Source organism: Streptomyces sp. AN091965 (assembly GCF_022698285.1).
In the GTDB taxonomy this organism is placed as follows: domain Bacteria; phylum Actinomycetota; class Actinomycetes; order Streptomycetales; family Streptomycetaceae; genus Streptomyces.
On the sequence record NZ_JALDMY010000001.1, the window covers coordinates 8,996,216 to 9,022,518 of the forward strand.

24 protein-coding genes are annotated in these 26,303 nt (G+C 72.8%); 15 read left to right on the forward strand and 9 right to left on the reverse strand.

Going from position 1 to position 26,303, the window contains the following annotated elements:
- Window positions 1-15: 15 nt before the first annotated feature.
- Both MQV74_RS36935 and MQV74_RS36940 read right to left on the reverse strand, forming a co-directional pair.
- A complete protein-coding gene (locus tag MQV74_RS36935; protein WP_242727832.1) occupies window positions 16-948 on the reverse strand; it encodes a M56 family metallopeptidase in 933 nt (310 codons plus the stop codon).
- Between the two features lie 129 nt (window positions 949-1,077).
- Window positions 1,078-1,623 carry a DUF5134 domain-containing protein gene (locus MQV74_RS36940; protein ID WP_242727834.1) on the reverse strand — a complete coding sequence of 182 codons (546 nt, stop codon included), beginning with the start codon at window positions 1,621-1,623 and terminating at the stop codon, window positions 1,078-1,080.
- Window positions 1,624-1,942: 319 nt separating this feature from the next.
- Here MQV74_RS36940 and MQV74_RS36945 point away from each other — a divergent pair, with 319 nt between their 5' ends.
- Entirely contained in the window at window positions 1,943-3,622 is a 1,680-nt protein-coding gene (locus MQV74_RS36945; protein WP_242727836.1) for an FUSC family protein, read from the forward strand.
- A gap of 36 nt (window positions 3,623-3,658) precedes the next feature.
- On the forward strand, window positions 3,659-4,189 hold the full coding sequence (locus MQV74_RS36950; RefSeq protein WP_242727838.1) for a MarR family winged helix-turn-helix transcriptional regulator: 531 nt from the start codon (window positions 3,659-3,661) through the stop codon (window positions 4,187-4,189).
- A gap of 26 nt (window positions 4,190-4,215) precedes the next feature.
- Here MQV74_RS36950 and MQV74_RS36955 read toward each other — a convergent pair whose 3' ends face one another.
- On the reverse strand, window positions 4,216-4,602 hold the full coding sequence (locus tag MQV74_RS36955; protein WP_242727840.1) for a VOC family protein: 387 nt from the start codon (window positions 4,600-4,602) through the stop codon (window positions 4,216-4,218).
- 104 nt (window positions 4,603-4,706) lie between these two features.
- On the opposite strand from MQV74_RS36955, the gene MQV74_RS36960 reads away from it, so the two are divergent.
- Window positions 4,707-5,261 (forward strand): GNAT family N-acetyltransferase, encoded by a 555-nt coding sequence (locus tag MQV74_RS36960; protein ID WP_242727842.1) that lies wholly within the window; start codon window positions 4,707-4,709, stop codon window positions 5,259-5,261.
- A gap of 62 nt (window positions 5,262-5,323) precedes the next feature.
- On the opposite strand, the gene MQV74_RS36965 is transcribed toward MQV74_RS36960, so the two are convergent.
- Together MQV74_RS36965 and MQV74_RS36970 are read right to left on the reverse strand one after the other, a co-directional pair.
- Window positions 5,324-6,007, reverse strand: a complete 684-nt coding sequence (locus MQV74_RS36965; RefSeq protein ID WP_242729354.1) for a glycerophosphodiester phosphodiesterase — start codon at window positions 6,005-6,007, stop codon at window positions 5,324-5,326.
- Between the two features lie 278 nt (window positions 6,008-6,285).
- Window positions 6,286-7,032 (reverse strand): lysophospholipid acyltransferase family protein, encoded by a 747-nt coding sequence (locus MQV74_RS36970; RefSeq protein ID WP_242727845.1) that lies wholly within the window; start codon window positions 7,030-7,032, stop codon window positions 6,286-6,288.
- A gap of 624 nt (window positions 7,033-7,656) precedes the next feature.
- Between MQV74_RS36970 and MQV74_RS36975 the strand changes: the two genes are divergently transcribed.
- The 6 genes from MQV74_RS36975 to MQV74_RS37000 all read left to right on the forward strand — a co-directional run bounded on the left by MQV74_RS36975 (window position 7,657) and on the right by MQV74_RS37000 (window position 14,946).
- On the forward strand, window positions 7,657-9,060 hold the full coding sequence (locus MQV74_RS36975; protein WP_242727847.1) for a DUF6421 family protein: 1,404 nt from the start codon (window positions 7,657-7,659) through the stop codon (window positions 9,058-9,060).
- 26 nt (window positions 9,061-9,086) lie between these two features.
- Window positions 9,087-9,827, forward strand: a complete 741-nt coding sequence (locus MQV74_RS36980) for an SDR family NAD(P)-dependent oxidoreductase (RefSeq protein ID WP_242727849.1) — start codon at window positions 9,087-9,089, stop codon at window positions 9,825-9,827.
- Complete coding sequence (locus tag MQV74_RS36985) at window positions 9,824-10,894, forward strand: threonine aldolase family protein (RefSeq protein WP_242727851.1); 1,071 nt, start codon at window positions 9,824-9,826, stop codon at window positions 10,892-10,894. The genes MQV74_RS36980 and MQV74_RS36985 overlap by 4 nt, the downstream gene beginning before the upstream one ends.
- 148 nt (window positions 10,895-11,042) lie before the next feature.
- Complete coding sequence (locus tag MQV74_RS36990) at window positions 11,043-11,651, forward strand: transglutaminase-like domain-containing protein (protein WP_242727853.1); 609 nt, start codon at window positions 11,043-11,045, stop codon at window positions 11,649-11,651.
- A gap of 181 nt (window positions 11,652-11,832) precedes the next feature.
- Window positions 11,833-14,076: a glycosyl hydrolase family 95 catalytic domain-containing protein gene (locus MQV74_RS36995; protein ID WP_242727854.1), complete on the forward strand. Its 2,244-nt coding sequence runs from the start codon at window positions 11,833-11,835 to the stop codon at window positions 14,074-14,076.
- A 168-nt stretch (window positions 14,077-14,244) separates the two neighbouring features.
- Window positions 14,245-14,946: a B3/B4 domain-containing protein gene (locus MQV74_RS37000; protein ID WP_242727855.1), complete on the forward strand. Its 702-nt coding sequence runs from the start codon at window positions 14,245-14,247 to the stop codon at window positions 14,944-14,946.
- 26 nt (window positions 14,947-14,972) lie between these two features.
- Here the strand turns inward: MQV74_RS37000 and MQV74_RS37005 are convergent, their stop codons facing one another.
- Window positions 14,973-15,701, reverse strand: coding sequence for a lysophospholipid acyltransferase family protein (locus tag MQV74_RS37005; RefSeq protein ID WP_242727856.1), 729 nt, complete (start codon window positions 15,699-15,701; stop codon window positions 14,973-14,975).
- A 260-nt stretch (window positions 15,702-15,961) separates the two neighbouring features.
- Between MQV74_RS37005 and MQV74_RS37010 the strand changes: the two genes are divergently transcribed.
- From MQV74_RS37010 to MQV74_RS37025, 4 genes are all read left to right on the forward strand, one after another.
- Entirely contained in the window at window positions 15,962-16,297 is a 336-nt protein-coding gene (locus MQV74_RS37010) for a thioredoxin family protein (RefSeq protein ID WP_242727857.1), read from the forward strand.
- Between the two features lie 237 nt (window positions 16,298-16,534).
- Window positions 16,535-17,041: a flavin reductase family protein gene (locus MQV74_RS37015; RefSeq protein ID WP_242727858.1), complete on the forward strand. Its 507-nt coding sequence runs from the start codon at window positions 16,535-16,537 to the stop codon at window positions 17,039-17,041.
- A gap of 229 nt (window positions 17,042-17,270) precedes the next feature.
- Complete coding sequence (locus MQV74_RS37020; protein WP_242727859.1) at window positions 17,271-18,059, forward strand: electron transfer flavoprotein subunit beta/FixA family protein; 789 nt, start codon at window positions 17,271-17,273, stop codon at window positions 18,057-18,059.
- A gap of 59 nt (window positions 18,060-18,118) precedes the next feature.
- Complete coding sequence (locus MQV74_RS37025; RefSeq protein WP_242727860.1) at window positions 18,119-19,081, forward strand: electron transfer flavoprotein subunit alpha/FixB family protein; 963 nt, start codon at window positions 18,119-18,121, stop codon at window positions 19,079-19,081.
- A gap of 59 nt (window positions 19,082-19,140) precedes the next feature.
- Here MQV74_RS37025 and MQV74_RS37030 read toward each other — a convergent pair whose 3' ends face one another.
- Window positions 19,141-20,046 carry an endonuclease/exonuclease/phosphatase family protein gene (locus tag MQV74_RS37030; protein WP_242727861.1) on the reverse strand — a complete coding sequence of 302 codons (906 nt, stop codon included), beginning with the start codon at window positions 20,044-20,046 and terminating at the stop codon, window positions 19,141-19,143.
- A 285-nt stretch (window positions 20,047-20,331) separates the two neighbouring features.
- Here MQV74_RS37030 and MQV74_RS37035 point away from each other — a divergent pair, with 285 nt between their 5' ends.
- Window positions 20,332-21,639 carry a DUF6986 family protein gene (locus MQV74_RS37035; RefSeq protein ID WP_242727862.1) on the forward strand — a complete coding sequence of 436 codons (1,308 nt, stop codon included), beginning with the start codon at window positions 20,332-20,334 and terminating at the stop codon, window positions 21,637-21,639.
- Between the two features lie 13 nt (window positions 21,640-21,652).
- Here MQV74_RS37035 and MQV74_RS37040 read toward each other — a convergent pair whose 3' ends face one another.
- Window positions 21,653-22,735: a LacI family DNA-binding transcriptional regulator gene (locus MQV74_RS37040; RefSeq protein ID WP_374120750.1), complete on the reverse strand. Its 1,083-nt coding sequence runs from the start codon at window positions 22,733-22,735 to the stop codon at window positions 21,653-21,655.
- A 333-nt stretch (window positions 22,736-23,068) separates the two neighbouring features.
- Between MQV74_RS37040 and MQV74_RS37045 the strand changes: the two genes are divergently transcribed.
- Window positions 23,069-24,040, forward strand: coding sequence for an ROK family protein (locus MQV74_RS37045; RefSeq protein ID WP_242727863.1), 972 nt, complete (start codon window positions 23,069-23,071; stop codon window positions 24,038-24,040).
- Window positions 24,041-24,095: 55 nt separating this feature from the next.
- On the opposite strand, the gene MQV74_RS37050 is transcribed toward MQV74_RS37045, so the two are convergent.
- Window positions 24,096-26,162, reverse strand: a complete 2,067-nt coding sequence (locus tag MQV74_RS37050; RefSeq protein ID WP_242727864.1) for an NPCBM/NEW2 domain-containing protein — start codon at window positions 26,160-26,162, stop codon at window positions 24,096-24,098.
- Between the last annotated feature and the right edge of the window lie 141 nt (window positions 26,163-26,303).

Genomic DNA, 26,303 nt, shown 5'->3' on the forward strand with positions numbered 1-26,303 from the left:
GCCCGGCGGCGACGCCTAACCGAGGGCGCGCAGCGCCGGGACGAACGCGACCAGGAGCGGGACGACCGGCACGAGCGCGGCCGCGGCGGTCAGCCGCAGACGGCGCCCCGCGGTGAGCCGGGGGCGGGCGGCGAGCAGCCGGTGCACCCGGGCCGGAACGTGTGCCTGCGGGGTCGGGCAGGGCCCGAACACGCCCCGGTCCTCGTTGAGTTCGACGAGGGCGAGCGCGATGGTCAGGCGCCCGAAGCGGCGCGAGGCCACGTCGTCGGCGGCCAGCTCCACGAGCCGGTGCATCTCGTCGCGGAACGCGGCGAACACCGGAACCTGCGGGAAGCCCGCGGCGAGCGCGCCGGAGCAGTGCAGGAGCCAGTCGTGCCGGGCCTGCGCGTGGCCCTGCTCGTGGGCGAGCACCGCATCGAGCTGGCGGCCCTTCAGGCGGCGCAACGCGGCGGTGGTGATGACCAGTTGGGGTGCGGATCCGGGCAGCCACCAGGCGTCCGGGCGCTCGCCCTCCAGGACGACGAGCCGGTCGGCGCCGGGCTCCTCGCCGGGCAACAGCGGGGCGCGCACGACCAGTTCGGCCCGCCGCCTGGCGCGCCGGGTCCGGGCGCGGGCGATCTCACGCGTGAGCATCACGGCCGTCCAGGCGCCGCCGCAGGCGAGGGCCACCGCCGTCACCGTGGCCCAGGGCGTCGGGCCGAGGGCGTACGCCTCGACGACGCCGTGCGGCGCGGGAGCGAAGAGCTGGCCCCGCACGGCCTGCCAGGCGGCGGCCGCGCTGAAGGTCATCGACAGGGCGCAGCAGAGCAGCACGCCCGCCACCACGCACTGCCAGGCCCACAGTGCCACCACCGGTTCGCGCTCCGGCCAGTCCGCCCGCGCGAGCATCCGGGGCGCGAGGACGGCGGTCAGCCCGGCAAGGAGCAGCAGCGCGACGGGGACCATCATGGGTCAACCCTATGAGGGGCATGCCTCAAGAGGGTATGGACCTTCGCCGTGAAGTGACGCACGCCACGGCAGGGGCCGGGGTTCAGGGGCTTCTGCGCGGGGCGGAGGGGGCGCTCGCGGGGAGGGGGCTCACAGCGTCAGGAGCATCGCGACCATGGCCATGCTCATCGCGAGGCGGCACACCAGGGCCAGCTCCGGCCGGTCCGCCCAGCGGACGACGCCGGCCTCCGGGGTGACCACCGCGCCCACCGGGGCGAGCCGCGCGCCCGAGGCGAGCACGTGCGCGGTGAAGTACACGAGGAGGGTGCCGGTCAGCACCGGGACGCCCGTGTCGCCGTGGCCGCCGCCGGGGGCGGAGAGCATCGCCGCCGACATGTAGACCATCGCGGCGGCGCCCACCAGGTGGTGGACGTGGTGGACGGAGCGCCGCGTCGTCCAGGCCGCGTGCAGGGCGATGGCGGTGAACACCGTCGCGTACGCGAGCCACGCGCCGCGGGGCGGGGAGAGCGCGGCGGCGGGCACGGCCATCACCGCCATGCCGAAGCCCATGAGCGCTTCGCCGCCCGCCGTGCGGCGCTGCTCCTCGACGCGGCTGCGCATCCGCAGCACGCAGTAGGCGCCGCTCGCCGCGCAGAGCGCCACGAGCAGCCAGCTCGCCGAACCGGGTCCGTGCACCGGGCACCTCCTCGACCGACGGACGACGCCGATGACGAGTCGATGCCCGGCGCCGGGGCGGCGTACGGGAGCGCACGGGTGTACGGCGGGAGCGCGACGGGGGAGCGGAAGGGGTGCGCGGCTGGTCATGGGCCCCTTCGTTGTGGGGCGGGTCTCGGCAGCGCCCGTCCGGGGCCGGTCACGGGCTCGTCCCTGCGCGGACGCGGAGCCGGTCACGGGGCCTGCGCGGACGCGGGGCCGGTCGCGGGGCCAGTGCGGACGCGGAGCCAGTCGCGGGGCTATTTATTTTGCAGGTAAAACACTTGCTAACCTTCTGGGCATGAGCAGCGCCCCACCTCCCGCCCACGCCGCGCCCCCGTCCAGGCCTTCGCTGCGCGCGCACCTCCGCCGTCTGCCGCTCGTCGGCGTGCTGCGCCTCGGCAAGCCGTCGGACATCTGGTTCAAGCCCGCGACGAGCGTCTTCGTCGCCATGGCGATCCCCCATCTGACGCTGCTCGCCCTCGGCCGCCTCGACCTCGTGATGTACACGATGGCCGGGTCGCTCTGCGCCCTGTACGCACACCAACTGCCGTACGCCGCACGGGCCCGCGCCCTCGCCCGGGTCGTCGCCGGGATGGCCGCGAGCGTGGCGGTCGCCCTGACCACCGCCGCGCTCGCGCCCGGCGCGGCGGTGCTCGTGGCGGTGGGCGCGCTGCTCGCCGCCGCTCAGAAGGCGCTCTGCGACGCCACCCGCATCGGCCCGCCCGGCCATCTGATCTTCACCTTCGTCAGCTCCGCGAGCCTGTTCGCGCCGCAGCGCCTCGACCAGGTGGCGGGGCACCTCGCCCTGACGCTCGGCGCGGGCGCCGTGGCCTGGCTCGTCGGCATGGCGCCCGCGCTGCTGCGCCCGCACGGCCCGGAGCGGCGCGCCACCGGCCGGGCCCTGCGCGCGGCCGCCGCGTACGCCGACGCCGCGGCGGCCGACGCGCGCGGGCCCGGCGCCGCGCGGGCCCGCGCCGCCGCTGCCGACGCGGTGCACGCCGCCTGGCAGGCCCTGCACGCGATACGCGTCGACGCGACCCGGACCGCGCTGCACCACCTCGTGGCGACCGCTGAGGAAGCCCTCGCCGTGCCCGCCGCGGGAGACCCCGCGCGGCTGCGCGCCCTGGCCGAGGGGCTGCGCGGCACCGGAGCCGTCCCGGTGACCGGTGCCACGGCCCCGCACCCGCCGCTGGAGCGGGCCGAGGCGGCCGAGGCCGCGGTGCCGCTGTGGCGGCGGCTCGCGCCCGGGTCGCCGCTGCTGCCCATCGCGCTGCGCACCGGCGTCGGCTGCGCCCTGGCCGGGTACGCGGCGCTCGCGCTCGGCGTCGGGCGCCCCTACTGGGCCCTGGTCACCGCCGCGTCCCTGTACCAGGCCAACGTCACCCTGACCTGGAGCCGAGGCGTCCAGCGCGTCGTCGGCAACGTCGTGGGCGTGGCCGCCTTCGCCGCGCTCGTGCCGCTCGCGCACCACGACCACGCCGCGCTGACCGTGTGCGGGCTGCTCTGCGCCTTCGGCGCGGAGGCCCTCATCACCCGCAACTACTGGCTGGGCTGCGTGTGCGTGACGCCGATGGCGCTGCTCGTCACCGAGTTCGGGCGCTTCCAGGACCCCGGCGCACTGATCGCCGACCGCGTGGTGGACACCCTGCTCGGCGCGCTGCTCGGGCTCGTCGCCGCCGTGGCCGTCACCAACCGGCGGGCCGCCGACCACATCGAGCACGCCCTCGCCGCCACGGACCGCGCCCGCGCCCACGCCGAAAGCGCCCTGCCGGGACCCGCCCCCGACCTGCACCGGGCCCGGCGCCGTCTGACCGCGAGCCTCGTCGCCCTGCGCGCCGCCCACGACACGGCCGCGGGCGAGTGGTGGCAGCGCGAGCTCCCCGCGCGCCGGGTGGCGGACGCGGAGCGGGCCGGGCACCGTACGCTCGCGGCTACGGTACGTGGTGGACCGCAGGCCGCGGAGGGCGCGCGGCCGTGACACCAGCGGCATGAGCACGAGGAGCGGGGCGCGGGGATGACGAGTGGGTACGGCCGGGCGGGTGCGGGCGACACGGTGGCCGCGGTGGTCCGCCAGTGGCAGCAGGTGCATCCGGGCGTGGACACCGCGCCGATGGAGATCATCGGCCGCATCAACCGCTGCGCGGCCCTGCTCCAGCAGGCCGAGGACGCCCCGCTGCGCCGGGCGGGCCTGACCCGCCCGGAGTTCGACCTGCTCGGCGCCCTGCGCCGCACCGGCCACGAGCTGACCCCCGGCGAGCTGGCCCGCGAGACCTTCTCCTCGGGCGCGGCGGTCACCAAGCGCCTGAAGCTGCTCCAGGAGCGCGCCCTGATCGACCGCCGCCCGGACACGCGTGACCGCCGCGTCACGCACGTCCGCCTTACCGACGCGGGCCGCGACCTCGTCGACGGGGTCCTGCCCGACCAGCTGGCGTACGAGACGACGGTGCTCGCGGGCCTGGCGGACGACGGCCAGGAGCGCCTCGGGGCCCTCCTGGGCGAGCTCCTCAGCCAGCTGGAGGGCCGCCTCGGCGTCCCGCGCGGCTGACCTGGGACCTGTCCGACGGGTCGGCCCTAGGGCCGGTAGCGCAGCGGATGGTCCTCCGGCACCTCCACCACCGCGATGCGCACGCCGTCGGGGTCGGCGATCCACATCTCGACGAGGCCCCAGGGCTCCTTGACCGGCGGCCGCAGGATCTGCACGCCGCGCGCGGCCAGCTCCGCGTGCGCGGCGGCTGCGTCCGCGACCTGGAGCCACAACTGCACGGCGGGCGAAGGAAGCTGTGTCGAGCGTCCCGAGACCTCCAGGAAGCCGCCGCCGAGGAAGTACACCGTGCCGCGCTCGGGCCCCGTGCCGAACTCGCGGTGGACGGCGAGGCCGAGGTCCGTGCCGTAGAAGGTCCGGGAGCGCTCCGGGTCGGTGGGGCGCAGGAGGATTCTGCTGCTGAGTACGTGCACCATGCGCCCGCACCTTAGTCCCGGGTTACGCTCGGCGGTGCGTGCCGGGGCTCAGGAGTCCGGCGCGCGACGGCACCGCAGCACCGGCAGATCGGAGACCCGCCCCCATGGCAACCGCCCCGCACCCGAGCACGCACGGCGACCTCACCTTCAGGGACGCCACCGAAGCCGACGCGGAGGCGCTGGTCGGGCTGATCGAGTCGGCGTACCGAGGCGACGACAGCCGTGCCGGTTGGACCACCGAGGCGGACATCCTCGAGGGCCGGCGCACCGACCCGCAGGGCGTCGTCGACGTCATCACCGCGCCCGACAGCAAGCTGCTCGCGGTGGAGCGCGACGGCCGGATCGTGGCCTGCTGCCAGCTCGAACACCGTGGGGACCACGTGTACTTCGGGATGTTCGCCGTCAGCCCGGCGCTCCAGGGCGCGGGGCTGGGCAAGGTGATCATGGCGGAGGCGGAGCGGACCGCGCGGGACACCTGGGGCGCCCGGGAGATGCACATGACCGTGATCTCCGTACGCGAGGAGCTCATCGCCTGGTACGAACGGCGCGGCTACCGCCGTACGGGAAAGATGAGCCCCTTCCCGTACGGCGACGAGCGCTTCGGCGTCCCGCAGCGCGACGACCTGGAATTCGAGCTCCTGGTGAAGCGGATCGGCTGAGCGGCCCGCCTCGGCGCGGCGGCGGCCCCGTGAGGCCCCGGCGCGGGGCCTCACGAGTCGCCTCAGGCGGTGAAACGTCCCGTCCGTTTGATGTCCGGGTAGTCCGTCGTCGCGCCGTCGAGCTGGAGCGCGCGCACCAGGCGCAGATCGTCCTGGGTGTTCACGACCCAGCCGATGATCCGCAGGTCGGCCTTGCGCGCGTGCTCGACGACCTCCAGGGTCAGCCGGCGGATGTTCAGCACCAGCGTGGCGGCGCCGACCGCGGTGGCGCGCTCCACCACGTCCACGCCGTAGCGGCTGGCGACGAGCGCGGTGCGCACGCCGGGGACGAGCCGGGCGATCTCGGCGATCGCCTCGTCGTGGAAGGAGAGCACTTCCACCCGGCCGACCAGGTCCCGCGCGTGCATGACGTCGGCGAGGGCGCGCGCCGCCGCCACGTCCTTGATCTCGGCCTGCAGCGGCGCCCGGACGGCGTCCAGGACCTCCTCGAAGACCGGGACGCGCTCGCCCAGGCCCGCGTCGAGCTCGCGCAGCTCGGCGAGGGTCTTCTCGGCGATGGGACCGCTGCCGTCGGTGGTGCGGCGCACGTCGGCGTCGTGCATGACGACGAGGGCGCCGTCCTTGCTCAGATGCAGGTCCAGTTCGATGACGTCCAGGCCCGCGGCTTGCGCGGCGACGAAGGATCGCAGGGTGTTCTCGGGTTCGGTGCCCATGACACCGCGATGCCCGATGGTGAGGAAGTTCAAGGTCACTCGCTTCCGTCGACGGCGGCTCGGCTCCGCGCGGTGCGGAGGCAGGGGACCGCGCGGCACGGCCGCAGCCTAATCGCCCGCCTCCACGATCGGATCGTTCCTGCGGGGCGAAGCGGAATCATCCGGTCTCGTGCCCACGATGCCCAGAATGAGTCCGGTGATGACGGCGGCGACCAGAACGGCGCGGGTGCTCAACGGTTCGGCGCTCCCTGTGGCGGGGACGGCTGACCCGGCCCGTCCTACCGCCGCGGGCACCGTGATCGCGAGCTGTCTCACCCGTGGGTGGGCGCGTCGGCCGGGGGTTGACCCGCGCGCCTGCGGGTGCGCCGCGCCAGCTCCTGGGCCTGTGCCGCGGCCTTGGCCTCGACGGCGTACGTGTCGACGTACTCCTGGCCCGAGAGTTCCAGGATCGCGTACATGATCTCGTCCGTGGCGGCCCGCAGCGCGGCGCGCTGGTCCTCCATGCCCGCGTACTTGGAGAAGTCGAGCGGCCTGCCGAAGCGCAGGGTGATCGGCACGACGCTCGGCACCCGGCGGCCCGCGGGCTGGGCCTCGAACGTGCCGATCATGGCGCAGGGGATCACGGGCGCGCCGGACCGCAGTGCCATCGCCGCCACGCCCACCCTGCCCTTGTACAGGCGCCCGTCGTGCGAGCGGGTGCCCTCGGGGAAGATGCCGAGCAGGCCGCCCCGGTCGAGCACGTCGAGCCCGGCCTCGACGGCGGCCTGCCCCGCGCCGTTGCCCGACCGGTCCACGGGGATCGCGCCGATGCCCCGGAAGAACGCGGCGGCGAGGCGTCCGCGCAGGCCCTTGCCCGTGAAGTACTCCTGCTTGGCGAGGAAGTTGATGCGCCGGCGCAGCGTCACGCCGAGCAGGAACTGGTCGCAGAACGACTGGTGGTTCCCCGCCACGATGGCCGCGCCCCGGGCCGGTACGTTGACCAGCCCCTCGATCCGCGGCCGGAACAGCCATCGCAGCAGCGGTATCAGGACGACACACCTGAAAACGGCATAGAACATTCCGCTGATCCCCTCCTCGACTTCCCCCGCGCCCGGGCACGCTAGCGGCCTTTCGCGGCGGAAGGGAGAAGGCGAATCGAGCCAGCGGAAGCGGTACGGGGAATGCGGCCGAAAAGCGCGTAGTTCATGGTGCGCTGAACAATTGGAGGGGTGAAAGGTTGGGGGTCGTAGCGCCCGTATACGAGCGAAAGTATGGCCTCTGAGCTGGAACGATGCAGGGAGGGGTGGCGCTCGGCGAGATGCTCTTCGCGTCACCGCGGTGAGGTTCTTCACGGTGTTCCGATCCGCCCGGCTCTGCTTTTCGGTTCGCATTCCCGGCGCGTTTTCCGGGGTGCGGGCCTTTCGCGCGTGGCCGTACTCGTGGATGTTGCCTCCGGGGCGATGCCGCGGTCTTGCGCGGGCGGCGGCCGCACCTCGCGGCGCGCGGGTCGCCCCGGGACGGGGGGTGTCCGCACGCCCGGAGCGGGAAACAGTGGGGGAGGTGGCCGCCCCGGCGCCGGACGACAGGAAAAACAGCGGCCCAGCGGAGGGTGGGCAGGATAATTTCCCGGATCCCCTCTTGTGACGGAGAAGCTCGCACACATACGCTGCTCATACGCGAGGTTCTCCCGTGGAGGATGGGACATGACGGAAATTCTTGTGCAGGCGGCGGCGGACAGCCCCGGGGCTTCCCGTGACGGGCGTGTGGTGGACCACCCGGCCTGGCCGGTGCTCAAGGGTGCCGTCGAGGAGATCAGGCCCTGGCAGTCCAAGGACGGCTCGATCGACTTCGAGCGCGAGGGCGCGCCGTCGAAGGCCGTGGCCGGACAGGCGGTCGACCGCCTCATAGCCTCGGTCGAGGAGCTGGCCCCGCTGCTCGCCCACGACGCCGCGTACCTCACGGCCCTGGTGGCCGATCTGCGCAAGTGGGCCCAAGACGGCTTCCAGGTGCCGGACTTCCTCGACTCGCTGCTCGCCTTCCACCCGGCGGCCCGCCGCGAGGACGGCCTCCAGCACCTCGTGCTCTTCCCCATGTACACGCAGAACGGCAATCCGGACCGCAACTTCGAAGCGGTCGTGCTGCGCATGGTGTGGCCCGAGTGGCTCGCCGACCTGGAGCGCACGCGCTACGACAACCCGCTGTTCTGCGGCATCACCTTCGAGGACTTCACGGCCGGTTACGACACCAACTCGGCCGTGCTCTTCCCCGAGACGATCGCCGTGCGCGAGGCCCCCGAGCGCTTCACCTGGGGCGGCATCTTCTGCGACCGCGAGGCCGCCCGCTTCCGCCGGGTCACCGAGGCCGCCGTGGACATCCTCGGCATCGAACTGCCGGACGACATCCGCGCCATGGTCGCCGACCAGGCCCGCTGCCAGGAGGCGTTCGTCCTGTGGGACATGGTCCACGACCGCACCCACAGCCACGGCGACCTGCCCTTCGACCCCTTCATGATCAAGCAGCGGCAGCCGTTCTGGATGTACGGCCTGGAGGAGCTGCGCTGTGACCTCACCGCCTTCAAGGAGGCCGTGAAGCTGGAGGCCGAGGGCGTGCCCCAGGCCCGTGACGTGCAGTACGCGGTGCTGTTCGACCGGATGTTCCGCTTCCCGGTCACCGGCGACCGCGTGCGCAACTACGACGGCGTCGGCGGCCAGCTGCTCTTCGCGTATCTGCACAAGCACGACGTCGTCCGCTGGACGGACAACAAGCTGAAGATCGACTGGGATCGTGCCCCGCAGATCACCAACCAGCTCTGCGCGGAGATCGAGACGCTCTACCGCGACGGCATCGACCGGCCCAAGCTCGTCCACTGGCTGGCCGGCTACCAGCTGGTTTCCTCCTATCTGGCCCCGCACCCCGGCTCGCGCTGGGCCAAGGGTCCGGAGGCCCTGGACACGTCGCTGCCGCCGCGCAAACTGGTCGACGACGTGCTTCCCGACGAATTTCCACTCAGCATGTTCTATGAGGCGCTCTCCAAGAAGCTCAAGCACGTGATCGCCTCCACCAAGGGGATCACTGCGGAGTCCGGCGCCGAGACGGTTGCCGCGTGAGCGGCCACAACAAGGAGGCGAGGGCCATGTCCGCACTCGACGGAGCCGTGATCGCGGTGGCGGGGGCCGCAGGGCCCGCGGGACGGGCCACCCTGCTCCGCCTGGCGGAGGCGGGGGCGACCGTGGTCGCGTCCGACGCCGACGCCTCGCGCCTGGCGGAGGCCGTGGACGCGGCGCGCTACGCGCACGGCGGCGCCACGGTCACCGGCGACACGGTCGACCTGCTCGACCTGGACGCCGCCCGTGCCTGGGCCGACCGCACGGAGAAGGAGTACGGCCGGATCGACGGCCTGGTGCACCTCGTCGGCGGCTGGCGCGGCAGCTCCTCCTTCGCCGACACCGACCTCGGCGACTGGGACGTCCTCGAAGACCTCCTGATCCGCACGGTGCAGCACACCTCGCTCGCCTTCCAGGGCGGCCTCCAGCGCGGCGGCAACGGCCGCTACCTGCTGATCAGCGCCGCGGGCGCCAGCAACCCGACCGCCGGGAACGCGGCGTACTCGGCGGCGAAGTCCGCAGCGGAGGCCTGGACGCTCGCGCTCGCCGACGCCTTCCGCAAGGAGGGGGGCGAGGACGGCCCGCAGGCCGCGGCTGCCATCCTGATCGTGAAGGCGCTGGTGCACGACGCGATGCGCGCGGAGCGCCCCAACGCGAAGTTCGCGGGCTTCACGGACGTCAAGGAGCTGGCCGAGGCCATCACCGGCGTCTGGGAGCGCCCCACATCGGAAGTGAACGGGAAACGTCTGTGGCTGACCGAGAAGCCGTGAACCCTCCGAAGACCGATGCCAAGCGGCATCACGACCCCGCCGTCCGCGGTTTCGCGAGCGACAACTACGCGGGCGCGCATCCGGAGATCATGGCCGCGCTCGCCCTCGCCAACGGCGGCCACCAGGTCTCCTACGGCGAGGACGAGTACACCGACCACCTCCAGCAGGTCATCCGCGGCCACTTCGGCGCGAGCGCCGAGGCGTTCCCCGTCTTCAACGGCACCGGGGCCAACGTCGTCGCTCTCCAGGCGGTCACCGACCGCTGGGGCGCGGTGATCTGTGCGGAGAGCGCGCACATCAACGTGGACGAGGGCGGCGCCCCCGAGCGCATGGGCGGTCTGAAGCTGCTCACCGTGCCGACGCCCGACGGCAAGCTCACCCCCGAGCTGATCGACCGGCAGGCGTTCGGCTGGGACGACGAGCACCGCGCGATGCCGCAGGTGGTCTCGTTCGCGCAGAACACCGAGCTGGGCACCGTGTACACGGTGGACGAGATACGCGCGATCGTCGAACACGCCCACGGGCTCGGCATGCTGGTGCACCTCGACGGCGCCCGCTTGGCCAACGCGGCGGCCACGCTCGACGTGCCGATGCGGGCGCTCACCAACGCCGTCGGCGTCGACATCCTCTCGCTGGGCGGCACGAAGAACGGCGCGTTGTTCGGTGAGGCCGTCGTCGTCCTCAACCGCGACGCGGTGCGCCACATGAAGCACCTGCGCAAGCTGTCCATGCAGCTCGCCTCCAAGATGCGCTTCGTCTCGGTGCAGTTCGAGGCCCTGCTCGCCAAGGACCTGTGGCTGCGCAACGCCCGGCAAGCCAACGAGATGGCCCAGCGCCTGGCCGAAGGCGTCCGCGCGGTGCACGGCGTGGAGATCCTCCATCCCGTGCAGGCCAACGCCGTGTTCGCGCGGCTGCCGCACGACGTCATCGAGCGCCTGCAGAAGCGGTTCCGCTTCTACTTCTGGGACGAGGCCGCGGGCGACGTCCGCTGGATGTGCTCCTTCGACACCACGGAGGACGACGTCGACGCCTTCGTGGCGGTGCTGAAGGAGGAGATGGCGCGCTAGTCGCGCCCGGAGCGCGCCGGTCCGCGCGCGGGCCTGTCGTGGGCGCGCGGGCCGAGCCCGTCCTGTGCAGGCCCTGCTTGTGCATGGGTATGCGGTCGATCGAAAAGTCATTGACCTTCGATCGGCCGCTTTCCTATGCTCGCGGCCCATGGAGCTGATCCAGGAGAACCCAGATCTGTCCGCCTACCTCGCGGCGGACGAGGCCATCGACCACACGCACCCCCTGGTCCGGGAGACCGCGGCGCGCCTGGCCGAGGACGCTGACAACTCATACGCATACGCGCGGGCGGCCTATGAATTCGTCCGCGACACCATCCCGCACTCCGCGGACGCCGGGGACCCGCGCGTGACGTGGCGCGCCTCCGACGTCCTGGAGCGGCGGACCGGCATCTGCCACGCCAAGGCGCACGCGCTCGCCGCGCTGCTCCGCGCCGAGGACATCCCCACGGCCCTGTGCTACCAGAGGCTCCTCCACGACGACGGCAGCGCCTTCGCGCTGCACGGCCTCGTCGCCGTGCGCTTCGACGGGGCCTGGCACCGCCAGGATCCGCGCGGCAACAAGCCCGGCGTGGACGCGCGGTTCTCCCTCAGGGGCGAGCGGCTGGCCTTCCCGGTGGACGCGGCCGCCGGGGAGGCCGACTACCCGACGCTGTACGCCGAGCCGAACCCGGTGGTGCTGGAGATCCTCAAGGCGGCCCCGGACCGCCCCTGGCTCTGGGAGAGGCTGCCGGAGGAGCTCCCCGCTACGCGGGACTGAAACATCGGATGTAGCGAGGAGGCGTGTTGCCCTCGGTACGCTGCGAGAGGCATGTGCGAGGCAAGGAGCCGGTAAGTCATCCGACCTATTCCTGTCGGATCGCTTGACGCGGCACGGTGTGGCCCCGATGCTGCGTACGCCGACTCACCCTGACCGCACCGCTGTTGGAGAGGCCCACGCCATGACTCCCCTCTCACGGCGCGCCTTCGTCGCAGGCGCCTCCGGAGCTCTCGTCGCTGCGGGCTCGCCCGTCGCCTGGGCCGCGTCCGCGGCCGCGCCCCGCGCGGACGCGCACGGCGCGCTGCTGCGGGACGCCGCCATGGTGTGGAAGCGGCTCCCGCGCAGCTGGCAGGAGGGGCCGTTCCTCGGCAACGGCTTCCTCGCCGCGCACGTGTACGCGCAGCCCGGCGAGGGCAACGTGCTGCGCTTCATGGTCAACCACGCGCACGTACAGGACCAGCGCGGCCAGTGGGAGGCCGCGATCGGTTACTCCCGGCTCGGCGTCGGCTACCTGACGCTCACCTTCGCCGGGACGGTCACCGGCGTCGACTGGCGCCTGGACCTGGACGACGCCGAACTCGCGGGCACCGTCACCACCACCCGGGGGAGCGTCGCCTTCTCCGCCCTGATCCTCAGCCACGAGGACGTCCTGCTGGTCTCGACGGAGCCGAGCGCGGGTGAGGAGGCCGCGGCCTGGGGGTTCACCGCGCTGCCCTCGCGCACCACCCGCACCGTCCGCGTCCCGCCCGAGTACACCGCCAACCCGGACCCCGCCACCGGCCCCGGCCACGTCGAGCAGCCCCTGCACGCGGGCGGCGGCTACACCACGGCCTGGCGCGAGCGCCGCTCCGGCACCGGGCGCCTCCTCGCCGCCACCATCGCGTACGGACACCCGGACTCCGCCGGCAGGGAACGGGCGCTCCGCGCGGTCGAGAAGGCGCTCGACGGCTCGGCCGAGGCGGCCGTGGCCCGCCACCGCGCCTGGTGGCACGCCTTCCACCGGCGCAGCTTCGTGTCCGTGCCCGACAAGAAGCTGCAGCGCTTCTACTGGATCCAGCTGTACAAGCTGGCGTGCGCGACCCGCGCCGAGGGGCCCGTCACCCCGGTCTTCGGTCCGTGGTTCCCGGAGACGGGCAACAACTGGACGAGCATCTGGTGGAACACCAACGTCCAGGTGACCTATCCGCTCGCCGACGTCTCCAACCACCGCGAACTCGACGCCATCACGCCGACGTTCGCCCGCGACCACGCCAACCTGGAGACCAACATCCGCCCGGAGCTGCGCGACGGCGACACCTACGCGCTGTGCCACCCCGGCGACTGGCGGCTGCGCTCCGGCCCGCGCTACGTCGGCGTGCCCGGCGTGAGCCCCAACGACCACACGGGCAACCTCATCTGGGCCCTGCACAACGCATGGGTCACCTACCGCCACCACATGGACGACGACGCCCTGCGGCACGTCATCCGCCCGGTCCTCGCCAAGGCGGTCCGCTACTACGCGCGCCACCTCACCGAGGGCTCCGACGGCCGTCTGCACCTGCCCGAGACCCGCTCGCCCGAGTACGCCAACGCCGCCGACTGCACCTACGACCTGTCGCTGCTGCGGTGGGGCGTCACGGCCCTGCTCGACTCCGTGCGGCGGCTGCGCCTGCGGGACCCGGACGAGAAGCGGTGGCGCGACATCCGTGACCGCCTCGTCCCGTACCACCGCGACCGGAACGGCGTCATGATCGGCGCCGGGGTCCCGCTCACCGAGTCCCACCGCCACTTCTCCCACCTGCTGTGGCTCCACCCGCTCCAGGAAGGCCTCGACCGGCGCAGCTTCGACCACTGGGCCGGGCGGCAGGACCGCTGGCACGGGTACAGCTACGCGGCGGCGGCCTCCATGGAGACGCTGTTCGGGGAGGCGGAGCGGGCCCTGCGCCACCTGCGGTTCTTCGTGGACGGCAACGTCACCGACAACTGCGCGCTCACGCCCAACACCATGTACCGCGAAGGCTCCAACTTCGCCCTGGAGAGCCCCATCGCCGCGGGCCGTTCCCTGCTCGACATGCTGACGCAGAGCCACGGGGGAGTGGTCAAGGTCTTCCCCGCCGTCTCCGGCACCTGGCGGGACGCGAGCCTCCAGCGGATCCGCGCGCAGGGCGCGTTCCTCGTCGACGCCTCGCGGCGCGCCGGGCGCACGGAGTGGATCCGGGTGCACAGCGAGGCCGGGGAGCCGCTGCGGCTGCGGCACGGCATCGCCGGGGAGGTCGACGTACGTGACGAGCGGGACCGCCGCCTGCCGTACCGGGGGAGCGACGTGATCAGTGTCCCGCTGCGGCGCGGGCAGACGGCACTGGTCACCCCGAAGGGCGCCCGCCCGACCCCGGGCCCGCGCGACGTGCCGGGCAACGCGACGGAACCGGCCTGGGGGCTGCCGTAGACATGCCGCGGGCCTGCGGCCGTCGTCCGGTGCGCACCGCCGTAGCGCCGGCCGTCGTCCCGGCGCGGCTCCGCCCCGAGCGGCCGTGGAGCGGAAGTACAGTGCAGTGAACTAATGGGTTCGTTATGCTGTACTTCCGCTGATGACGTCCGCGACCCGAGGCAGATCATGACGCTCACGCTCACCGTGTCCGACGAGGTGCGGGCGCTCGCGCCCGGCTTCACCCACATCGCCGTCGAGGCGTACGACCTCGTGAACGGCCCCAGTTCCGACGGCACGTCGGCCCTCCTCGACGACGCGGCCCGGCGCCTCGCCGCGCGCCTCGACGGCCGCGCCCCGCACGAGGACCCGCACATGGCGGACTGGCGCGGGGCCTACACGGACTTCGGCGCCAAGCCCTCGCGCACCCGGAACTCCGCCGAGGCCCTGGCCAAGAGGGCCCTCACCGACGCCGGGCTGCCGCGGATCAACACGCTGGTCGACGTCTACAACGCGATCAGCGTGGCGCATCTGGTCCCCGTCGGCGGCGAGGACCTGGACCACATCACGGGCGCCATGCGGCTCGTCCGCGCCACCGGGGACGAGGACTTCGTCACCATGGCCGGGGGCGAGCGGACCGTCGAGCACCCCGAAGCGGGTGAGGTCGTCTGGCGCGACGACGAGGGCGTGACCTGCCGCCGCTGGAACTGGCGGCAGGGCCCGCGCACCCGCCTCACCGAGCAGACCGTCAACGCGGTCTTCCTGCTCGAAGGCATGGGCCCGCACGCGGGCCTCGACGCGGCGGCCGCGGAGCTCGTCGAACTCCTGGAGAAGTTCAGCCCCGGCGCGCGGATCGTCGTCCACGAGCGGGCTGACCGGCCGCTCGGCTGAGGCGCGGCGGGCCGTTCGCCGCAGCGTCAGTGCGCCTCGGCGGCGCGGACCTCGGCCGGGGTCGGGGCCGTGCCGCCCAGGTGGGCAGGGAGCCACCAGGTGTCGTCCGGACCCTTGGGGCGGCCGGGGTAGGCGCGCTGCGCCGCTTCGAGGAGTTCCTGGCAGCGCTCGCGCAGGCGCCGCGTGATCGCGCCCGCGTACTGCTCCTTGGGCGCCTCCACGCGCTCGCCGACCCGAATCGTCACGGGCAGGTGCTGGCGCTTGAAGTTGCGCGGGTGGCCCTTCGTCCAGACCCGCTGCGTGCCCCACACCGCCATGGGGATCAGCGGGACGCCCGCCTCCTGGGCCAGGCGCGCGGCGCCCGTCTTGAACGACTTCAGGGTGAACGACTGCGAGATCGTCGCCTCGGGGAAGACGCCGATGATTTCCCCCGAGCGCAGCGAGTCCAGGGCGTGGGCATACGCCTGGTCGCCCTGCTTGCGGTCCACGGGAATGTGCTTCATTCCGCGCATCAGCGGACCGGAGATCTTGTGGCGGAACACCGACTCCTTCGCCATGAAGCGCACCAGGCGCTTCTGCGGCAGCGCCGCCAGGCCGTTGAAGACGAAGTCGAGATAGCTGATGTGATTGCTGACGAGGACCGCGCCACCCGTGCGCGGAATGTTCTCGGAACCCTTGCAGTCGATCTTCAGGTCCAGTGCCTTGAAGAAGGTCTTGGCGACACCGACGACCGGTCGGTACACGAGTTCTGCCATGGGTGGGGAGGCCCTTCATCTCTGCCGGAGGAGGAGGACCTTCGGCAGGTAACCAAGTTACGGATCCGTAGGTATACGGCTCCGCAGATCGTGCCCCAAGAACGAGCGACTGGCCAGCGCTAGTGCCCGTAGTGCGGGAGATTCTCGTCACGTCGGAATCTTTGAGCACGCGCGGGTGCTGAAGGGAATGAGGTATGTGCGCCCCCGGCCGGGGGCCGGACAGCGCCCGGGCGGGCGACGGAGAAGGGCGGGAGGCGCGGGTGACAGCGGCGCGCGGACACGACAGCGCACGGCGGCTGGACGCGGGGGACCTGGGCGGACCGCTCGGCGAGCGGGCCACGCTCGTGCAGTTCTCCAGCGCCTTCTGCCAGCCCTGCCGGGCGACCCGCAGGGTCCTCTCCGACGTCGCCGCCATGGTGCCCGGCGTCGCACACGTGGAGATCGACGCAGAGGGCGCCCTGGACCTCGTCCGGGAGCTGCGCATCGACAAGACGCCCACGGTGCTCGTCCTCGACCGCGCCGGGCGCGTGGTGCGGCGCGCGGCGGGACAGCCGCGCAAGGCCGACGTCATCGCCGCCCTCGGGGCGGCCGTATGAGGCGGGCCGCGGTCCCGGAAGGAGGTCCCGTGCTCCGGCCCGTGTTCCTGAGTGATCTTTACCGCGCCCGCAGGGCCTTGACTGCACCGGCCATCTATCGACAGCCTGCTGCCATGCCACCGGAGCTCCTTCTCTACGAGCGCGTCCACGTGGACCTCGCCCGTCATGCCAGTGCGCGCTGTTGGTCCTGCTGAGCAGCCACGGACCCGCTCGTACCTCCTGCAGAAGGACAACTCCATGACGGCTTCACCCGACCTCGACGTTCCCCAGCTCGCCGCGCCCGATCTGCTGCGCTCCGTCTTCCGGCGGCACGCGGCCGGGGTCGCGGTGATCACCGCGTGGGGCTCAGGCCCCGTCGGCTTCACCGCCACCTCGCTCACCTCGGTGTCCGCCGAGCCGCCCATGATCTCGTTCGGCATCGGCACCGGCGCCTCCAGCTGGCCCGCGATATCCCGGGCCGAGTACGTCGGCGTCCACGTCCTCGGCGAGCACCAGGAAGAGCTCGCCGCGACGTTCGCGCGCAGCGGCGCCGACCGCTTCGGCGCACCCACGCGCTGGTTCGAGGGGCCGCACGGCGTGCCCGTGCTCGACGGCGTCCTCGCCTGGCTGGTGTGCCGGGTCGTGGCGCGGGTGCCCGCGGGCGACCACCGGCTCGTGCTCGCGGAGGTGGTCGTCGGCGACCCCGCGGGGGCGGGTCGCCCGCTGCTGTACCACCAGGGGCGCTTCAACGCGCTGCGTGACTGAGAGTTCCCGATGACGCGGGGTGCGCGCGATTACGGAGCGTTGCGAAGGTCACAGTTCAAAGCGCTTGCTCAGCGGGAATGCAGTGGGTGTACTCATGAGTAATATTCCGGTTGGGGCGGGGGCCGCCCCGACCGGGATCCGCCGCTTGAGGCGCCTATGCTGCCTGCAAGAAGGCAGTGGCCCAGCCAAGGCAGCAGCCCAGTAATGACGATGCAGTAGGAGAGCCGGCGTGAGCTTGAGGATCGTTGTCTGTGTGAAGTACGTGCCCGACGCCACCGGCGATCGGCACTTCGCCGAGGACCTGACCGTCGACCGTGACGACGTGGACGGCCTCCTCTCGGAGCTCGACGAGTACGCGGTCGAGCAGGCCCTGCAGATCAAGGAGGCCGCGGACGGCGAGGCCGAGATCACGGTTCTGACCGTCGGCCCCGAGGACGCCAAGGACGCGCTGCGCAAGGCCCTGTCGATGGGCGCCGACAAGGCCGTCCACGTCGAGGACGACGACCTGCACGGCACGGACGTGATGGGCACCTCGCTGGTCCTGGCCAAGGCCGTCGAGAAGACGGGCTACGACCTCGTCATCGCCGGTATGGCCTCCACGGACGGCACCATGGGCGTGCTCCCGGCGATCCTCGCCGAGCGCCTGGGCGTCCCGCAGGTCACGCTGCTCTCCGAGGTCTCCGTCACGGACGGCGTCGTCAAGGGCCGCCGTGACGGCGACACCGCCTCCGAGCAGCTGGAGGCGTCCCTGCCGGCCGTCGTGTCCGTCACGGACCAGTCGGGCGAGGCCCGTTACCCCTCGTTCAAGGGCATCATGGCGGCCAAGAAGAAGCCGGTGGAGTCCCTGGACCTGGACGACCTGGACATCGACGCGGAAGAGGTCGGTCTCGAGGGCGCCTGGACCAAGGTCGACTCCGCCGCCGAGCGTCCCGCGCGCACCGCGGGCACGATCGTCAAGGACGAGGGCGAGGGCGGCAAGCAGCTCGCTGAGTTCCTCGCGGGCCAGAAGTTCATCTGAGCTTCAGCCACTCCCTCAACCGCCCCAACTTCTTCGTAACCGCAGGAGATTGAAGTCCCATGGCTGAAGTTCTCGTCTACGTCGACCACGTCGACGGAGCCGTCCGCAAGCCCACCCTGGAGCTGCTGACGCTCGCCCGCCGCCTCGGCGAGCCCGTCGCCGTCGCGCTCGGCGCCGGCGCCGAGGCCACCGCCGCCACGCTCGCCGAGCACGGCGCGGTCAAGGTCCTCACCGCCGACGCCCCCGAGTTCGCCGACTACCTCGTCGTGCCGAAGGTGGACGCGCTGCAGGCCGCGTACGACGCCGTGTCCCCGGTCGCCGTGCTCGTGCCGTCGTCCGCCGAGGGCAAGGAGATCGCCGCCCGCCTCGCGGTCCGCGTCGAGTCCGGCATCATCACCGACGCCATCGACCTGGAGGCCGGCGACGAGGGCCCGGTGGCCACGCAGTCCGTGTTCGCGGCCGCGTTCACCACCAAGTCCCGCATCGCCAAGGGCACCCCGGTCATCACCGTGAAGCCGAACTCGGCGCCGGTCGAGGCCGCCCCGGCCGCGGGCGCCGTCGAGGCCCTGGCCGTGTCGTTCTCCGCCCAGGCCACCGGCACCAAGGTCACCGCGCGCACGCCGCGCGAGTCGACCGGCCGCCCCGAGCTCACCGAGGCCGCGATCGTGGTCTCCGGCGGCCGCGGCGTCAACGGCGCGGAGAACTTCGCGATCATCGAGGCGCTCGCCGACTCGCTCGGTGCCGCCGTCGGCGCCTCGCGCGCCGCCGTCGACGCCGGCTGGTACCCGCACTCCAACCAGGTCGGCCAGACCGGCAAGTCCGTGTCGCCGCAGCTGTACATCGCCTCCGGCATCTCCGGCGCGATCCAGCACCGCGCGGGCATGCAGACGTCGAAGACCATCGTGGCCGTCAACAAGGACGCCGAGGCCCCGATCTTCGACCTCGTCGACTACGGCGTGGTCGGCGACCTCTTCGAGGTCGTCCCGCAGCTCACCGAAGAGGTCAAGTCCCGCAAGGGCTGAGCTGTTCGACCTCACGAGGCCCCTGGTTCCGCCGCGCGCGGGGCCGGGGGCCTCGTGCGTCACAGCGTCAGGCTCGCCTGCACCGGCAGGTGGTCGCTCGGGAACTGCCCGTCCAGGGAGAAGACGTTGACGGCCGCCGCGTGCACGCGCGCGGCCGGAGTCGCCAGGATCCAGTCGATGCGGTCGCCGTCCGGCACGAGCGGCTTGTAGCCGTGGAAGGTCGCGTACTGCTTGCCGCGTTCGTCGGCCGCGTCCCAGGTGTCGACGAGCCCCGCCTCGAGCAGCGTCTCGTACACCGAGTTCTTGTGGGCCGCGACGTTGAAGTCGCCGGTGACGACCTTCGGCACGGTGCGGTCGAGGGCGGAGAGGCGGTCGGAGATCAGATGCGCGGCCCGCGTGCGCGCGTACTGACTGTGGTTGTCCAGATGGGTGTTGAGGAAGTAGAACTCGCGCTCCGTGCGCCGGTCGTGGAAGCGCACCCAGGTGACCATGCGGATGGAGCCGCCGCCCCAGGTGTTGGAGCCGATCACCTCCGGGGTGTCGGAGAGCCAGAAGTGTTCGTACGCGACGGGCGTCAGCCTGCGCCTGTCGTAGTAGACGGTCATGAACTCGTCGCGGCTGCCGCCCGCGCGGCCCGTGCCGATCCAGGCGTAGTGCGGGCCCAGGTCCTCGGCGATGTCCTGCACCTGCTGGTAGAGGCCCTCCTGGGTGCCGATGACGTGGGGCCGCGCCCGGTGCAGGAGCTCGCGGGTCACCGGGCGGCGCTCCGGCCACGCGTTCGGCGGCGTGGGGCTCGCGTAGCGCAGGTTGAAGGTCATGACCTCCAGACGGCGGCCCGGGCGCTCCGCGGCGTGCGCGGGCGCGGTGGCGAGCGCGGTGGCGAGCAGCGGGACCGTGACGGCCGTCGCGGTGGCCACGGCCGTACGCAGGCCGGAGCGGCGGGTCACGGGTGTGTCGGTCGGCACGCGTTCTCCTTCGGTCGGTCGCGGCGCGGCGCTGTCGGGCTCCGAGCGGGCCCGGGCCGTGCGGAAAGGGCCCATCGGAGTGTGGAAGCACCATCTGAGACAGGCGTGAACGCCCGGGGTCCGGTACACGAGAAGGTGTTGACCAGTGGGAAGGTACACGGATAACTTCGCCATACGGATTCCTGATTCCGTGAAGCGGAAGATTAGATGGACGGTTCAATGGCGTCCCCGCCATGGAACACCGTGAGCACGGAACGCCGCACTATGAATGTGGAGGGTGCACGGATGGGTCAGCAGGAAAAGGTGGCGACGAGTCTCGCGGGCGCCGTCAGCGAGCGGATCAGCGCCTCGCTCACGCCGGTGGACGAGGAGCTGGAGCGCCGCTACCCCGGAGACCCCGGCACCCGCCAGCCCGTCCACACCGTGTACGTGCCCGGCGAGCTCTTCGCCGCCGACACCATCCGCTCCTGGGGCGACCGGGCGCTCGCCGCGCTCGACGAGCACGCGCCGGACGCCGCCTCCTTCGCCGCCGCCCTCGGCCTCGCCGACGACCTCGCCGAGCCGGTCTACGCGCGCGTGCGGGCCAAGCTGGAGCGTGAGCCCGTGGAAGACCTGCGCGTCGACTTCGAGGACGGCTACGGCGGGCGCACGGACGCCGACGAGGACACCCACGCGGCGCGCGCGGCCCGGCTGATCGCCGAGACGTACGCGCACGGCACCGCCGGGAACACGGCCCCCTACCTGGGCATCCGCATGAAGTGCATGGAGGCCGCCGTGCGGGACCGCGGCATCCGCACCCTCGACGTCTTCCTCTCCGGCCTCATGGAGGCGGGCGGCCTGCCCGACGGGCTCGTCCTGACGCTGCCGAAGGTGACGTATCCGCAGCAGGTCACCGCGATGGTGCGGCTCCTGGAGGAGTTCGAGAAGGCGCGCGGCCTCGCCCCCGGCCGGATCGGCTTCGAGATCCAGATCGAGACCAGCCAGTCGATCCTCGCCGCCGACGGCACCGCGACCGTCGCCCGCATGATCGACGCCGCCGAGGGCCGCGCCACCGGCCTGCACTACGGCACCTTCGACTACAGCGCCTGCCTCGGCGTGTCCGCCGCCTACCAGGCGAGCGACCACCCGGCCGCCGACCACGCCAAGGCGATCATGCAGGTCGCGGCCGCGGGCACGGGCGTACGCGTCTGTGACGGCTCCACCAACGTCCTGCCGGTCGGCCCCACGGCGAAGGTCCACGACGCCTGGCGGCTGCACTACGGCCTCACCCGGCGCGCCCTGGCCCGCGCCTACTACCAGGGCTGGGACATGCACCCCGGCCACATCCCCACCCGTTACGCCGCCGTGTTCGCTTTCTATCGCGAGGGCTTCGAGCAGGCCGCCGCCCGCCTCGCCGCGTACGCCAGCCGGACCGCGGGCGACATCGCGGACGAGCCCGCCACCGCCAAGGCCCTCGCCGGGTATCTGCTGCGCGGCCTGGACTGCGGCGCGCTCGACACCGCCGAGGTCACCCGGCTCACCGGGCTCACACCGGCCGGGCTCCAGACCTACGCGGGGCCGCGCCGGGGCGACCTGACGCCGTCGGCCAAGTAGCGCTCCGCCGCGCTCAGTCCGCGGGCGCCAGCTCCCCCGAGCCCCGGGTGATCAGGCGCGTCGGAAGCTCCACCCGCTCGGGCGGACCCGACGCGCCGTCCAGCTGCCGGAAGAGGCGCTCCGCCGCCGTGCGGCCGAGCTGGGCCGCGTCCTGGGCGACCACCGTGACCCCGGGGCGGAGCAGGTCCGCCAGCTCGATGTCGTCGAAGCCGACCAGGGCCACGGGGCGGGGGAGCCCCGCGAGGACGCGGACGACGGTGACCGTCACGCGGTTGTTGCCCGCGAAGATCGCGGTGACGGGAGCCGGGCCCGCCAGCATCGTCTCGGCGGCGCGGGCGACGCGCTCGGGGTGCGTGAGGCCGAGGGACACCCAGGACTCGTCGACGTCGATGCCCGCGTCCGCCATCGCCGTGCGGTAGCCCCGCAGGCGCTCTATGGCGGTGTGGATGCGCGGCTGGTCACCGATGAACCCGATGCGGCGGTGGCCGTGCGCGATCAGGTGCGCGACGCCGTCCCGCGCGCCGCCGAAGCTGTCGGAGAGGACCACGTCCGCGTCGATCCGCCCCGGCGGCCGGTCCACGAACACCGTGGCGACGCCCGCGGCGATCTCCGGCTCCAGATAGCGGTGGTCGTCGCCCGCGGGGATCACCACGAGACCGTCGACGCGCCGCGCGCACAGCGCGAGCACCAACTCCTGCTCGCGGTCCGGGTCCTCGGCGCTCGAACCGTTGATGAGCAGCGCCCCGTGCGCCCGCGCCACTTCTTCGACCGCGCGGCTCAGCGGGCCGTAGAACGGGTCGGCCAGGTCCTCCAGGACGAGGCCGATGCTGGCCGTGCGGCCCTTGCGCAGTACCCGCGCGCTGTCGTTGCGCCGGAAGCCGAGGGCGTCGATGGCCTCCTGGACGCGCCGCTCGGTGTCGGGCGTGACCCCCGGCTCGCCGTTCACCACGCGGGAGACCGTCTTGAGGCCCACGCCCGCGCGGGCGGCGACGTCCTTCATGGTCGGCCGGTTGCCGTAGCGGCTCCTGGGGTCCGCGGGGTCCGAACTGCCGTCGGGGCGGCGGTGGGAGACGGGGGTGCGGGCGGTCTCTGCCACGGTGCGCTGTCCTGTCTGTCGTCCACTACGGGGCTGTGCTGCGCGGGTCGCGGACCCAGTCTGCGTAACGGAGGCCGGTTCGCGTGCGGAAGTTCAGGTTTCCACTGTGTACGGGCTCATATGACGTCCACTATGTATACGGGGGGTTGGATGTCCGGTGTTTACCCGGGGGTAGCGTGCTGCGCTGCCGATGTGGGGGTCGCGGTTCCGGCGGTGGGCGCAAGGGCTCGCCGTGTGGCATCGAGCATAGAACCTGGACAACGTTGTCAGAAGCACGAGAGACTGTCCCTCCGCACTCTCCGGCCTGCCCTTTCACCAGGAGATCTGACAGTGATGCCCACGGACCTCGTCGCCGCACTCGACATCGGCGGCACCAAGATCGCCGGAGCCCTGGTGGACGGCCGCGGCCGGATCCTGCTGCGCACCCAGCGGCCGACGCCCGCGCGCGAGGACGGCGACACCGTGATGCGGGCGGTCCGGGACGTGCTCGGCGAGCTCGCGGCGGGGGAGCCGTGGGCCCAGGTGCGCGCCGTCGGCATCGGCAGCGCGGGCCCCGTGGACGCCTCTGCGGGCACGGTCAGCCCCGTCAACGTGCCCGGCTGGCGCGGCTATCCCCTGGTGGAGCGGGTGCGCGCCGCCACCGACGGCCTGCCGGTGGAACTGGTGGGCGACGGCGTGGCCATGACGGCCGCCGAGCACTGGCAAGGTGCCGCCCGGGGCCACGACAACGCCCTGTGCATGGTGGTGTCCACCGGCGTCGGCGGCGGCCTGATCCTGGGCGGCTCGCTGCACCCGGGCCCCACCGGCAACGCGGGCCACATCGGCCACATCTGTGTCGACCTGGACGGCGACCCGTGTCCCTGCGGCGCCCGCGGCTGTGTCGAGCGGATAGCGAGCGGCCCGAACATCGCCCGGCGCGCCCTGGAGGCGGGCTGGCGGCCGGGCCCGGACGGCGACACCTCGGCGGCGGCCGTGGCGCTCGCGGCCCGTGCGGGCGACCCCGTCGCCACGGCGTCCTTCGACCGGGCCGCCCAGGCGCTCGCGGCCGGCATCGCCGCCACCGCCACCCTCGTCGAGATCGACATCGCGGTGATCGGCGGGGGCGTGGCGATGGCGGGCGACGTCCTGTTCGCGCCGCTGCGCCGCGCCCTGCGGGACTACGCCGCGCTGTCCTTCGTACGCCAACTGACGGTCGCCCCGGCCCTGATGGGCACGGACGCGGGTCTGGTGGGCGCGGCGGCGGCCGCGCTGCGGGCCTTCCCCGACCCGGCGGTGCCGCGGCTGCGGTCGGCCGTCAACGGCTGAGCGGACCGGAGCCCGGTCGCGCCGCGTGACCGGGCTCCGGCGCCTGGCGGGTCGCTCAGCAGCTGAGTACCGGCTCCGCCCAGTCCGCGTGGTCGGAGTCGATGCCGTCGCCGCCGTCGGTGACGACGAGGCGCACCACCTCGGCGCCGCTGACGTCGGCGGAAACGGTCCGCGCGGGCGTCTGGTTGGTGAGGACGCCGGTCGACGCGGCCTTCTCGCCGTCGGCCCAGACCTCGAAGGCGACGGTGCCCTTGAGGAGCTTCTCGTCGTCGAGGCCGACCTGCGCGGTCAGCCGTTCGCAGGCGCCGCCCGCGTAGTAGGCGACGTCGCTCTCGGCGTGGACGCCGAGCCCCTTGGCGTACACCTTGCCGTCGATGGTGAGCGGATTGCCGTCGCCCGCCCGGCTCTCGCCGTTGCTGGTGTCCTTCTCGACGGGGCCCCAGCCGTTGGTGGTGGAGATCCACGGCAGGTCGCTCAGCGCGGAGCGGCCCGCCGGAGGCGCGGTCACCACCTGGGCCGTCAGGGGCAGCGCGCTCTCGACCTGGCGGCCGCCCGGGCCGCGGTGGGTCGCCTTGAGGCCGAGGGCGTACGCGCCGGTGGGCGTGCCCGCGGGCGCCGTCACGGTCCAGGAGGTGGTGAGGGCCTTGCCGGTGGGCAGGCCCGCCGTACTCGTGGGTGACGTCGCCTTGACCTGCCAGCCCGCGGGGCCGCTGAGGCGCACGCGGACGTCGCGCGCGGGGGTGCGGCCGAGGTTGGTGACACGGGTGGTGAGCTTGTCGGGCTTGCCCGCCTCGACCAACGCGCCTGTGTCGAGGCCGAGTTCGACGGCCGGGGGCTTGTCGGCCCACGTGCCGTCGGCGGCGACGCGCACCAGGACGGTGCCGTGCGCGGGCACGGTCGCGGAGATGGCCCCCGCGGTGTTGAAGCTCTCGTGCTTCCACAGGTCGCGCAGCGTGTAGCCGGAGGCCTTCGGCAGGCCGACGGCCCCCGCGGTCGTGGCGACGCGCTGCGGGCTCCCGGTCTCGTTGAACAGCGCGACCGCGCGGCTGCCGTCCTTCATCTCCTTGGCGACGACCCAGCGCCCGCCGGTGGACGAGACGACGGCGCCCTGCTTGCCGAGCGGGTCCTGGTCGACGGCGACGACTTCCTTGTTGCCGAGGATCTCGAAGGTCTGGGGCGAGACCTTGCGCAGGTCGGAGCCGATGAGCAGCGGTGCGGCCATGATCGACCACATGGAGAAGTGCGTGCGGTACTCGGTGTCGGTCATGCCGCCGTTGCCGACTTCGAGCATGTCCGGGTCGTTCCAGCGGCCGGGGCCCGCGTAGCGCGCGAGCGGCAGGTTCCGCTTCATGATGGAGAGCATGGAGTTCCAGTTGTCGCTGATGTCGCCCGTCGTGCGCCACAGGTGGCCGACGTCGGAGGCCCACTCCCAGGGCTTGTTCTCGCCCCACTCGCAGATGCTGTAGACGATGGGGCGTCCCGTGCTCTCGGACGCGGCCTTGAGCGCGTCGCGCATGGCGATGTAGCGCTCCTTGGCGTCCACGCCCTGGTTATTGCAGTTGTCGTACTTGAGGTAGTCGACGCCCCACTCCGCGAACTGCCGGGCGTCGCTGCGCTCGTGGCCGAGCGCTCCGGGAAAGCCCGCCTGGTTGCAGGTCTTGGTGCCCGCGCTGGTGTAGATGCCGAGCTTGAGGCCCTTGCCGTGCACGTAGTCGGCGACGGCCTTGATGCCGCCCGGGAACCTCTGGGGGTCGGGCACGAGCTTGCCGTGCGCGTCGCGCTGCGGCAGGGCCCAGCAGTCGTCGAGGTTGACGTACTGGTAGCCCGCGTCCTTGAGGCCCTTGGACACGAAGAGGTCAGCGATCCCCTTGACCATCGCCTCGTCGAACTCGGCGCGGCAGTGGGTGGCGTTCCAGTTGTTGAAGCCCATCGGCGGGGTCGGCGCGAGGCCGTCGGGCAGCCGGGGCCCGTCGGCGTCCGCGGTCCGTGCGGACTGTGCGGCCTGCGGGCCCGGTGCCGCGCCCGCCGCGGCGGGCGCGGCGAGCCCCGCCGCGCAGAGCAGCGCCGCGGTGAGGGATCCGACCACTCTTCGGCGGGATGTGCGGGTGGGAAGGTGACGCATCGTTACGTTCCTCCGTACTCGCGGAAGATGGGATGTCTCCATGTCCGAGTCAGTGGTGCGCGCTTACGGTAGAGCGTGTTGAAGTCTGTTGGAAGAGGAGGGGTAACGGTTCGAGCATCTGGCGTCAGAACCCTTGACGGC

Excerpts from the sequence above, each read along its gene's own strand:
- MQV74_RS36990 (WP_242727853.1), top strand. The coding sequence starts at position 11,043 with ATGGAGCTGATCCAGGAGAACCCAGATCTGTCCGCCTACCTCGCGGCG.
- MQV74_RS37050 (WP_242727864.1), bottom strand. The coding sequence starts at position 26,162 with ATGCGTCACCTTCCCACCCGCACATCCCGCCGAAGAGTGGTCGGATCC.
- MQV74_RS37000 (WP_242727855.1), top strand. The coding sequence starts at position 14,245 with ATGACGCTCACGCTCACCGTGTCCGACGAGGTGCGGGCGCTCGCGCCC.
- MQV74_RS37005 (WP_242727856.1), bottom strand. The coding sequence starts at position 15,701 with ATGGCAGAACTCGTGTACCGACCGGTCGTCGGTGTCGCCAAGACCTTC.
- MQV74_RS36970 (WP_242727845.1), bottom strand. The coding sequence starts at position 7,032 with ATGTTCTATGCCGTTTTCAGGTGTGTCGTCCTGATACCGCTGCTGCGA.
- MQV74_RS36960 (WP_242727842.1), top strand. The coding sequence starts at position 4,707 with ATGGCAACCGCCCCGCACCCGAGCACGCACGGCGACCTCACCTTCAGG.
- MQV74_RS36945 (WP_242727836.1), top strand. The coding sequence starts at position 1,943 with ATGAGCAGCGCCCCACCTCCCGCCCACGCCGCGCCCCCGTCCAGGCCT.
- MQV74_RS37045 (WP_242727863.1), top strand. The coding sequence starts at position 23,069 with ATGCCCACGGACCTCGTCGCCGCACTCGACATCGGCGGCACCAAGATC.
- MQV74_RS36980 (WP_242727849.1), top strand. The coding sequence starts at position 9,087 with ATGTCCGCACTCGACGGAGCCGTGATCGCGGTGGCGGGGGCCGCAGGG.
- MQV74_RS36955 (WP_242727840.1), bottom strand. The coding sequence starts at position 4,602 with ATGGTGCACGTACTCAGCAGCAGAATCCTCCTGCGCCCCACCGACCCG.
- MQV74_RS37025 (WP_242727860.1), top strand. The coding sequence starts at position 18,119 with ATGGCTGAAGTTCTCGTCTACGTCGACCACGTCGACGGAGCCGTCCGC.
- MQV74_RS36995 (WP_242727854.1), top strand. The coding sequence starts at position 11,833 with ATGACTCCCCTCTCACGGCGCGCCTTCGTCGCAGGCGCCTCCGGAGCT.
- MQV74_RS36975 (WP_242727847.1), top strand. The coding sequence starts at position 7,657 with ATGACGGAAATTCTTGTGCAGGCGGCGGCGGACAGCCCCGGGGCTTCC.
- MQV74_RS36935 (WP_242727832.1), bottom strand. The coding sequence starts at position 948 with ATGATGGTCCCCGTCGCGCTGCTGCTCCTTGCCGGGCTGACCGCCGTC.
- MQV74_RS37015 (WP_242727858.1), top strand. The coding sequence starts at position 16,535 with ATGACGGCTTCACCCGACCTCGACGTTCCCCAGCTCGCCGCGCCCGAT.
- MQV74_RS37035 (WP_242727862.1), top strand. The coding sequence starts at position 20,332 with ATGGGTCAGCAGGAAAAGGTGGCGACGAGTCTCGCGGGCGCCGTCAGC.
- MQV74_RS36950 (WP_242727838.1), top strand. The coding sequence starts at position 3,659 with ATGACGAGTGGGTACGGCCGGGCGGGTGCGGGCGACACGGTGGCCGCG.